The organism is Nonomuraea basaltis (genome assembly GCF_005893125.1).
Taxonomy (GTDB): Bacteria; Actinomycetota; Actinomycetes; order Streptosporangiales; family Streptosporangiaceae; genus Nonomuraea; species Nonomuraea basaltis.
Genome location: NZ_VCJS01000368.1, coordinates 1 through 8,180, shown reverse-complemented (window position 1 = coordinate 8,180; position 8,180 = coordinate 1). Strand labels below are relative to the sequence as shown.

The 8,180-nt window shown below is 67.1% G+C and carries 7 protein-coding genes; 3 read left to right on the top strand and 4 right to left on the bottom strand.

Annotated features, from left to right (window positions below):
• Nucleotides 1-45 precede the first annotated feature (45 nt).
• Nucleotides 46-1,041 carry an alpha/beta hydrolase family protein gene (locus EJK15_RS65545; RefSeq protein WP_338089970.1) on the top strand — a complete coding sequence of 332 codons (996 nt, stop codon included), beginning with the start codon at nucleotides 46-48 and terminating at the stop codon, nucleotides 1,039-1,041.
• Nucleotides 1,042-1,513: 472 nt separating this feature from the next.
• Here EJK15_RS65545 and EJK15_RS65535 read toward each other — a convergent pair whose 3' ends face one another.
• The 4 genes from EJK15_RS65535 to EJK15_RS65520 all read right to left on the bottom strand — a co-directional run bounded on the left by EJK15_RS65535 (nucleotide 1,514) and on the right by EJK15_RS65520 (nucleotide 5,248).
• A complete protein-coding gene (locus tag EJK15_RS65535) occupies nucleotides 1,514-2,713 on the bottom strand; it encodes a coiled-coil domain-containing protein (RefSeq protein ID WP_138720310.1) in 1,200 nt (399 codons plus the stop codon).
• A gap of 1,070 nt (nucleotides 2,714-3,783) precedes the next feature.
• Nucleotides 3,784-4,134: a DUF6247 family protein gene (locus EJK15_RS65530; RefSeq protein ID WP_138720309.1), complete on the bottom strand. Its 351-nt coding sequence runs from the start codon at nucleotides 4,132-4,134 to the stop codon at nucleotides 3,784-3,786.
• 82 nt (nucleotides 4,135-4,216) lie between these two features.
• Complete coding sequence (locus EJK15_RS65525) at nucleotides 4,217-4,768, bottom strand: TnsA-like heteromeric transposase endonuclease subunit (RefSeq protein ID WP_138720308.1); 552 nt, start codon at nucleotides 4,766-4,768, stop codon at nucleotides 4,217-4,219.
• Nucleotides 4,769-5,020: 252 nt separating this feature from the next.
• Nucleotides 5,021-5,248: a hypothetical protein gene (locus EJK15_RS65520; RefSeq protein WP_171075353.1), complete on the bottom strand. Its 228-nt coding sequence runs from the start codon at nucleotides 5,246-5,248 to the stop codon at nucleotides 5,021-5,023.
• A gap of 285 nt (nucleotides 5,249-5,533) precedes the next feature.
• Here EJK15_RS65520 and EJK15_RS65510 point away from each other — a divergent pair, with 285 nt between their 5' ends.
• Nucleotides 5,534-6,844 (top strand): M23 family metallopeptidase, encoded by a 1,311-nt coding sequence (locus tag EJK15_RS65510; protein ID WP_138720305.1) that lies wholly within the window; start codon nucleotides 5,534-5,536, stop codon nucleotides 6,842-6,844.
• Nucleotides 6,841-8,180, top strand: a 1,340-nt coding sequence (locus EJK15_RS65505; RefSeq protein ID WP_206062194.1) for a hypothetical protein, incomplete at its 3' end; no start/stop codon positions are given. The genes EJK15_RS65510 and EJK15_RS65505, both read left to right, overlap by 4 nt.

The window sequence follows — 8,180 nt, the reverse complement described above, 5'->3', positions numbered from 1 at the left end:
AGAGGTGTATAAGAGACAGGCCCCCGGCCGGTCGGCACCACCGCCCTGCATCTGACCGACACCTCCCGCCCCGATCCGTGGAACCTCGACGTCGACGCCAGGGAGCTCAAGGTCACCCTGTGGTATCCGGCCAAGCAGCGGGACGGGCAGCGGGCGCCGTACATGACACCGAAGGAATCGGAGCTCGCCATGAGGCGCTATCGGATCGCGGGCGTCCCGGACGACACGCTGAGCAAGACGCGCACGAACGCCATCAAGGACGCCGAACCCACGGGGCGGAAGCTTCCGCTGGTGGTGCTGTCCTCCGGCTTCACCAATCCGATGAGCACGCTCACGTCCCTGGCCGAGGATCTGGCCAGCCGAGGGTACGTCGTGGCCGGGATCGACCACACCTACGAGAGCTACGCCACGACCTTGGCCGACGGGCGGGTCGCCGAATGCCTCGCCTGCGACAGCGACACCGACCCGGGCTTCGGCACGGGGGTGGTCGCGGGCCGGGCGGCCGACGTCTCCTTCGTGCTCGACCAGCTGACGACGAAGTGGGAAGGTTCTGACCTGATCGACCGCTCCAGAATCGCGATGGTGGGCCAGTCGATGGGCGGGGCCAGCGCCATGGCGTCCATGGTGAAGGACTCCCGGGTGCGGGCCGGCATCGACATGGACGGCACCACCTACGCCCGGATCCCCAAGAGCGGCCTCTCCCGGCCGTTCATGTTCCTGGGCTCGCCGCAGCACGTCCCCGGCGGCCGCGACACTTCGTGGGACCGCGACTGGAAGCTGCTGACCGGGTGGAAGCGCTGGCTCGTGCTGACGGGCGCCGAACACCAGTCCTTCACCGACGGCCCGCTGATGGCGGGCGCCCTCGGCGTCAAGCCCGCCTACGGCGTTCTGCCCGCGGCGCGCGCCGCCGAGCTCACCCGCACGTACGTGGCAGCCTTCCTCGACCAGCACCTACGGGCCAAGCGCCAGCCCTTGCTGGACAAGCCGTCATCACGCTACCCCGAGGTCAAGTTCTGCCCCGCGACCTGCGGTCAGTCCTGAGGGCCGGCACGCTCCCTGAAGCTGTCGGGGGATGCTGACCGCAGCTCGCCCAGGCGTTCAGAAGATGCGAGACGAGGGCGACACCGTGCCGCCCGCCCTGACGGAACTCCTCGGGCAGGAGCTCTGAGGCCCCACCACCCGACCACCCGGAGTGGGACGGCCTCCATCAGGCCCTGCAGGAACTCGCAGTGGGGGAGTGGGTCGAGTGAGGCGGCAGGCTCGTCCAGGATCAGCAGCTCGGGCCGTTTGGCCAGGCCCAGGGTGAGGGCGCGCTGGCCGCCGAACTGCTTTCCCGCCCCGTGCGCGGGCCCCGTTGGGGCCCACCAGCCCGACGACGTGCCCGGGCGGGAAGTCGATGGTGCACTCTCGCAGCGCCCATCGCCTGCCCTACTTCTTGCCCAGTCCCTGGGCCTGCAGGACAGCGGTCACGCCATGTCCTCCTGAGAGGCGGTCCGAAAGCACCTCGCGCTTGTCAGAGCGACCTCATCTCTGCCGCGACCGCCCGTTCCCGCAGCTGAGCCGCCTCCGCCCGCGCCGCCTCCAGCTCGGCCCGCATGTCCTCGAGCCGTACCCGTTCCAATCGCAGCTCCGCTCGTACCTGATCGCGCTCCTTGACCGCGGCGTCAGCACGCGCCTTCTCCCGATTGACCAGCTTCTGCTCCCGGGCCAAGGCGGCCGCGCCCTCCTTTTCGGCCGCGGCCACCTTGGCCGTCAGCCGCTCCACCTCGGTCGCCGCCCGCGCGGCGTCCTGAAGCGCCACCGCGCGATCGCGTCCGGCCTCGGCCGCGGTGCGCTCAGCCGCAACGGCCCGCCCCACGGCGCGCTCCCGCTCCTGCGCTGCCGCCTCCTCCCGGGCCCTGGCCGCGATCACGTCGCGTTCGGCCTGCTCACGCGCCCGAACGGCCGCCGCCGTCTCATCTCGGGCGCGGTCCCTATCCTCCCGCGCCTGGCCGGCCTCCTCTTGAGCCTGTACGGTCTGCGCCCGCGCCTCCGCGGCCCGCCTGTCCGCCATCTCCACCCGTTCGGCCAGCTCCTGAACGGCCTGATCCCTGGCCTGTTCGGTCAGCTCGACCTGGCGTGCCGCCTCCTTGGCCCGCTTCTCGGCCAGATCCGCGCGCCGCTGCGCCTCCTCGGTCGTCTGCAGGGCCTGCCGTTCGGTGCTGGCGGCCTCCCGCAACGCGGCCAGCGCCTGCTCGCGCGCCCTCTCGGCATCGTTGAGCGCGGTCTCCCGCTCACTTTCCGCCTCCTCCAGCTTGGCCCGCATCTCGGCCGTCTGCCTGCGGGCGTGCTCGGCGGCCTCACGCGCCAGCCGTACCTGCTCGAACGCCTGCTCACGCTCGGTACGTGCGATCGCGACGCGCGTGTGCGCCTCCGCCTGCACGGCGCTGAGCTTGGCCTCCACCCCTGCGGGGCTCAGCTCATCGGCCAGCGCCCGCGCCAGCGGCTCGATGGCCGCGGCCAGCCCGTTCTCCATGCGGTCGTACAGCTGCTCGGCCCTGGCCAGCGCCCCTTCCAGCCCGGGAGTGGCGCGTCGTAGTTCGCGTTCCCGCTTGGCGACCGCCTGACAGTCCTTCTCGGGACAGTACGCCTTGGGCCGTCCCCGCCCGCGCCGTTGCTCGATCGACGCCCCGCAATGCTTACAAAGCGTCACCACGCTGGTCTCTGCAGTCACAGAGTCAGAGTACCATTATTGATTTTCCAGAAATTAAAAATCAGAAATCGAGATCTGTTGCGTCGGCCAGAGCTTCGCCCAACTTGCGAGAAGGCAGAATTCCCGCAAGTATGCACAGGGGCGGCCCGGATCTCCGCCGAGCGGCTGTGAAGCGCAGGTGGGACTTGTGAAGCGCAGGTGAGACTTGTCACCTAACTGTCCTGCGGGTTCGTCATCACCTGTCACCCAATTGGTCACCTCTTGTCACTCCGACACCCCTCTCATGTGCGTAAATTGCCCCATTTTCTGCACGCTTGACATGATTATCATGCCATTGGCGACGCACTGCCGTAGTTTTATTTGTAATAGCAGAATTTTAAGTGGATGCAAATACAGCTTCCTTTCTTTATATGATGCACACTGCGGCCAGAGGGAAAGCGTGACGCGCTTCGTGTCCCGCCTCTTCGGCGTGGATCGCATTGCTGGTCGGCAAGATTTGAGGGCCTCTCCGCTTGTCGCTATGAGGCAGATGCGACTCCCTGACCTGCGGCTTTGTCCGATGCTGATCGCCAAGGCTCGCCTGAGTGTCAGAGGTGCGGTGCGGCAGCGTACGGCTTGCTCGATCGTCTGAATCTTGCGCTCTTCCTATAGCTCCTCTGATCGCGCGTGGGCGAGCTGTGGCGTTTCAGGCGGAGGACAGGTGATGACCATCCCGAGGACAGCTTGGTGACCAACCAGCGTCCGAACAGCGGATTCGTCATGTACTGTCCATGTCTTTGGTCACCGATGTCCCCCGCCCTTATCGCCTCTTGAAGATCGGAAGATGGCACTTTCCGCGCTGCCGACCGGCCGACGGCACCACGGCGCCCTCGACGCGCACAGAGCCATTCGTGGCCCAGGCCTCCTACTCCGTGCGGAAAGTAATCGCAATGTAACGCCAAGTGGCTTGACCGGCCCTGCCAACTCGCTGGTACCGTTCACAACGATTCCCCTACCCGCTTCGGTGGGTAGGTGCGGGCCCCGCCTTCAGGCGGGGCCTTTGCGTTATCACGACATGCTCGAGGCGGCCGCGCGCTCAGGCGCCTGAGGGATCATGAGCGTTCGCCGTCCGGCGTGGGCATCTCCCGTCGGGCGGCCCGCCTGGCGAGCACCTCCTCCAGCGGGACGCCGGGGATCTCCTCGCCGCGCTCGATCTTGCGTTGGATGTCGTCGACCGTGTCCCACGCCCGCTGCCGGTCCTCGGGGTCCTGCATGCTGACGCACGCGATGATCCACCAGGTCTGGGTGAATTCCTCGACTCCGCGCCAGTCGCCGGCGGCTCGGGCCTGCTCAACGACCACCGGCAGCCCGGCGTCGAAGCCCTCCCGATCGCGCGGATGAGACAGAGCCTCGCGGATCGTCGGCAGTGTCTTGGCCGGCCTCGGCTCCGGTGCGATGATCACTACTTTGGCCTCCTCGCCGATCGGTTCGCGCGAAGGCAGGTTAACGCCTGGTCGGGAGATTCCCCGTTCGGGGGCGGCCCGGTCAAGCGGACGCCTTCGTCGGGCGGTACGCCGCTTGGGCGCCGTAGCTTTCGGGCTGTGCCAGGGTCGGAATTGCCTCGCCTGGTCTTACCTGCCCTCCACAGTCGTTTCCAGTGTCCGCCAGTCCGGCGGCCACAGCCTCGATCCGCTCATCGGCACGCACGTCGATCACCACGCCCGTGCCGTCCGCCTGCCGGGCGAAGTAATCGGGAACGTGCTCCCGGCGTTTCGCTTCCTGCTGCCAAGCCAACGGCTGAGAGGAGAACCCAACGACCTCCGGGTCGAAGTCCAGCAGCATCGCATGATCATGTTCCAGCCACGACTCGTGGCCAACGTGCCGCCCGGACGTCGCCGACCACCACCAGCCCGGAAAGTTCCGCTGCCCCTTGAACGACGGGAACGACCTGACCGGCAACGCATCCTCGAACAGAGCGTCCCAGCACGCGTTCAACGGCCCGGATACCTGGGTGCCATGCAGATCAACGTACGAGACCTCGAACTGCGAGCGGGCAACACCCGCGTACGCCAACTCCACACTCACCCAGATCACCACCCGTCGTCACAAGATCGGGCCAACCATAGTGAGACGAACCCTACGAGAGGGCCGAATTCAGTGAGAACGGGCCGAGATCAAAGAGACGGGACAGCGGGTTCGCTGGTCGGCGCGTCGTCATGATCGCTCATGTACGTGATAACAGTCCATTATCGCGTACATGATTTGCCGCACATGAGCAGGCGATGACAGGACGCCAGGGACGCCGACATAACGCTCAGTTCCCTGGCCCTCGCCGATAGCCGCGAGAGATCATGACTGGCGCCCGACGTTCTGGTCGGCCTGGCCCTGCTGCCACTGCTCCATGACCTGCCCGAGGCTCGCGTTCACGAGGAGCAGGAACTCAGCAGCGCCGCCGAAGCGCGCGCCGGCCGGGGTCGCGGGCCCGAGGACATCCGCCGCGCGCTGCGATGCGGCGATCAGGGTGTCGTTCATTTGCAGAGCTGCAAGGGTGGAGCGGACCCAGAGCTCGTCGTCCACCCTCCCACGAGTGCGATTTCTCGATCACGCTCGGCGTGCCGTACCGGGAATCCCGCTGGTTCCGCGGCCGCGAGACCGTCAGCCGCACCAGATCGTCCTGCCCCGGCGTCGACGAGGCGGACGTCTATTCCTCCTTGAACGGCGCGCCACCGCCCGCGGTCGTTCGGATATACCGCGTACATACCGCCGCAAGTTACTTTCGCGTACGCATCGACGCGGCACGACGGAGAACCCTCCGCGTGTCGGGCCTTTCTCCGAACCCCCTGTGAAACGGAACGGAACGACGTGCTCAAAAAACGCTTAGCCGGCGGTGCCCTGCTCCTCACGACCGTGGCCGGCAGCCTGGTCGCGACCTCGACCGCCGCCACCGCAGCCGCACCGAACCTCCAGCTGCCCTTCTCGTGCGGGCAGAAGTGGCGGCTGGACACCTGGGGCCACGCCCCCGCCCTCGACATGGTGAAGGAGCCCGACCAGCACGGCACCGAGGGCGCCACCTTGGTCGCCGCGGCCGCCGGGAGGGTGGACAAGGCCTTTTACCACGAGAACGGCGGCAACGTCGTACAGATCGATCACGGTGGCGGCTACTTCACCACGTACATCCATCTGCAGTCCCGTGGCGTCTCGGCCGGTGACAGGGTGCAGCAGGGAACGGTGATCGGCAAGGTCGGCAAGACCGGAGGGGAGTCCAACGGCCACCCGCACCTGCACTTCGAACTCGCCTACGACGCCGACGGCAATGGGGACGCTTCTTGGGGGTTCGCCGGCTCCGAGCGGATCAAGCCAACCTTCAACGGCGTCACCTACGGTCAATCGAACTCCCAGACCTGGCGCAACGTCGAAAGCTTCAACTGCCCGTCACGTTCCCCTGAGGGGCCCGCGTCGGTGTACGGGGTGCTGCCGAACGGGCAGCTGACGTACACCGAGATCGACGCCGCGACCGCGAAGCGTACGCGTGGCGCCGAGGTCTCGACCGCCACCCTGGGGTTCAAGCCCAAGGCGATGGCCACGCTCGACTACAACACCCTGCTGGTCACCCAGGACGAGTCCGGCGGCAAGCTGTATCGGGTCGACATCATCTCCAACCGAGGCACTGTCACCTTCGAACCACCGGTATTGCTCGGCAGCGGCTACACCCACGAGCTGCTGGCCTACGACGGCAACAGCCACCTGTTCGGCATCGCCAACGGTGTGCTCCGCCGCTACAACCTCACCAAAACGAAGCCCACCCTGGCCGACATCACCGGCAACACCCTCATCGGCAGCGGCTTTGCCCTGAAGACACTCACGACGACCGGGCCGGACTGGATCCTCGGCACCACCGCCGCCGGACAACTGATCTCCTACAAGATCAACGGCTCCGACTCCTGGCAGCGCTACCAGTTGCGCGACACCACCTGGCAAGTCTTCGACCACCTGATCTCCCCAGGCGGAGGCGTCTACTACGGCCACCGCCCCGAAGGATCCCTCCACGGCTACTTCGACGCCAACCCCTACGACGGCCGAGACGACGACCTCGGCAGCCAGGGCGCCATCGACCCCGACGGCTGGACCCAGACCCTCCTGTCCGCCCAACCCGGCACCGTGACCAGCTCGTGAACGGGCGACTCTACGCGTTCCTGTCGCACGCTGCCGTCGCGGCCACGGCCGTGATCTCCTTGTGCGCCATCGCCTCTCCCTCGGCCGCGGCCCTCGATCCGCAGCCGGAGGTAGACGCGTCTGACGTCACCGCCGCCTACCAACTCGCCGCGTGCGATCCCGGCGGCACGACATCGACCGACGCGGCCCTGGCCACCCAGCTCAACAGCACCCTCGACGACAAGATGCGCGGCTACATGTCCGCATACCGCGTGTCCTGCGCCCGCATGGTGATCAAGGCCGTGCACGACCGCGGGCTGGAGCCGCGGGCGGCTGTGATCGCGGTGACCACGACCATCGTGGAGACCAGCATCCAGAACATCAGCGAGGAAGTCGACCACGACAGCCTGGGGCTTTTCCAGCAGCGCGCCTCCTGGGGCAGCAGGTCCCAGCGGCTCAACCCGACGTGGGCCACCAACGCCTTCCTCGACAAGATGCTCCGGGTCTACCCGAACAACAGCTGGCGGACCGCGCCGATCGGAGAGGTGTGCCAGACCGTCCAGGTGTCCGCGTATCCCGACCGCTACCAGGCCCAGGCCGCTGACGCGCAGCTCATCGTCAACGCCATCTGGCCCTATGTCAGCGGGCCGAAGGGGCCGGCGTCGGTGTACGGGGTGCTGCCGAACGGGCAGCTGACGTACACCGAGATCGACGCGGCAACCGCGAAGCGTACGCGTGGCGCCGAGGTCTCGACCGCCACCCTGGGGTTCAAGCCCAAGGCGATGGCCACGCTCGACTACAACACCCTGCTGGTCACCCAGGACGAGTCCGGCGGCAAGCTGTATCGGGTCGACATCATCTCCAACCGAGACACCGTCACCTTCCAACCACCGATACTGCTCGGCAGCGGCTACACCCACGAGCTGCTGGCCTACGACGGCAACAGCCACCTGTTCGGCATCGCCAACGGTGTGCTCCGCCGCTACAACCTCACCAAAACGAAGCCCACCCTGGCCGACATCACCGGCAACACCCTCATCGGCAGCGGCTTTGCCCTGAAGACACTCACGACGACCGGGCCGGACTGGATCCTCGGCACCACCGCCGCCGGACAACTGATCTCCTACAAGATCAACGGCTCCGACTCCTGGCAGCGCTACCAGTTGCGCGACACCACCTGGCAAGTCTTCGACCACCTGATCTCCCCAGGCGGAGGCGTCTACTACGGCCACCGCCCCGAAGGATCCCTCCACGGCTACTTCGACGCCAACCCCTACGACGGCCGAGACGACGACCTCGGCAGCCAGGGCGCCATCGACCCCGACGGCTGGACCCAGACCCTCCTGTCCGCCCAACC